This window comes from Pseudomonas sp. PA-4-8C (genome assembly GCF_021606625.1).
GTDB lineage: Bacteria > Pseudomonadota > Gammaproteobacteria > Pseudomonadales > Pseudomonadaceae > Aquipseudomonas > Aquipseudomonas lactis.
Genome location: NZ_WKCD01000538.1, coordinates 1 through 1,325, shown reverse-complemented (window position 1 = coordinate 1,325; position 1,325 = coordinate 1). Strand labels below are relative to the sequence as shown.

Here is a 1,325-nt window from a genome sequence, read left to right as displayed (position 1 = left end):
GGTGATGGTCAAGGACTCGAAAAAATATGCAGCAACCGGTGGTTGGGGATTCGGGCGGTTTATCAACGGTAAACCGGCCGATGAAGCCCAACACGCAACCTGCTTCGCCTGTCACCAGGCGCGAGTGCGCAATCACGACTTTGTCTTCACGCGCTTCGCTCCCTGATTTCCCGTCAAACCCGGAGTCAACAATGAAAAAAGTATTAACCGCACTGGCCGTCGCCGTCAGCCTGAGCATGGCGACACACGCCTGGTCGCAAACTGAAAAACCCACGATTGTGCTCGTACATGGCGCCTTTGCCGATGCGTCGAGCTGGAATGGCGTGGTGACGATTCTCGAGAAGGACGGTTACCCGGTGGTTGCCGCTGCCAACCCATTGCGCGGTGTAAAGAGCGATGGTTCGGCAATCTCGGCATTGCTGACGAGCATTCATTCGCCGGTGGTGTTGGTCGGCCATTCCTATGGCGGCAACGTTATCAGTGATGCGGCCAACGATCATGCAAACGTCAAAGCCCTGGTTTACGTCAGTGCGTTTGCACCTGAGGCCGGGGGAAACCGTCGCCGGGCTGGCCGGCAAATTCCCGGGCAGCACGCTGGGCCCAACGCTGGCTGCGCCTGTACCGCTGGCCGATGGGGGCAAGGACTTGTACATCCAGCAGGACAAGTTTCACGACCAGTTCGCCGCTGACGTCCCCGCGAAAGAGGCGGCATTGATGGCAGCCACCCAACGCCCGGTAACGGAAGCGGCGCTCAACGAAGCGTCCGGCAGCCCTGCCTGGAAGCATATTCCGTCCTGGTACATCTACGGCGACAAGGACAAGAACATTCCCCCGCAAGCCATGGCATTCATGGCCAAGCGCGCCGCTGCCAAAGCCGTGGAAGTGGTCAAGGGCGCTTCACATGTGGTGATGGTTTCGAACCCGGAACCGGTTGCCCGCCTCATCGAAAAAGCCGCTACGGCGAAATGACACGCCAAAGGCGAAGCGGCGTTTCCAGCACTCTACGCCGAGGCGAGTTTTGCACGTCGCACGGCGGGTTTCGTTTTGAAGTTGTGCAACGCTGAAACGCGGGAGAGGGGGGGATTCGACGCGGCCAACGCCTGGGCATACCGGGCGTTGTGCTTATCGCGGGCAACCGGACCGTGCCCAACACCTGGCGACCCAGCTGCAGGCCGGCTCGGTGTTGATCAACAGAATTTCGCCAGAGCTGCTGGCGCCGTTCGGCGGGGTAAAGCAGTCCGGTGTCGGCCGGGAGTTTGGAGTCTTTGGGCTGCAAGCATTTCTTGAGGCCAAAAGCATCGTGTCAGATTAGCCTGGGGTGGGCG

The 1,325-nt window shown here is 60.1% G+C and carries 1 protein-coding gene and 3 pseudogenes; all 4 read left to right on the top strand.

Annotated features, from left to right (window positions below; all coding sequences use genetic code 11):
* Positions 1-166 (top strand): cytochrome P460 family protein (locus GIW04_RS30780; protein WP_236479616.1); only part of this gene is annotated, 166 nt, incomplete at its 5' end.
* Positions 167-191: 25 nt separating this feature from the next.
* Positions 192-969 (top strand): annotated as a pseudogene (locus GIW04_RS30775) (alpha/beta fold hydrolase).
* A 12-nt stretch (positions 970-981) separates the two neighbouring features.
* A pseudogene (locus GIW04_RS30770) lies at positions 982-1,059 on the top strand (creatininase family protein); the annotation flags it as partial.
* Between the two features lie 79 nt (positions 1,060-1,138).
* Positions 1,139-1,312, top strand: a pseudogene (locus GIW04_RS30765) (aldehyde dehydrogenase family protein); the annotation flags it as partial.
* Positions 1,313-1,325 lie beyond the last annotated feature (13 nt).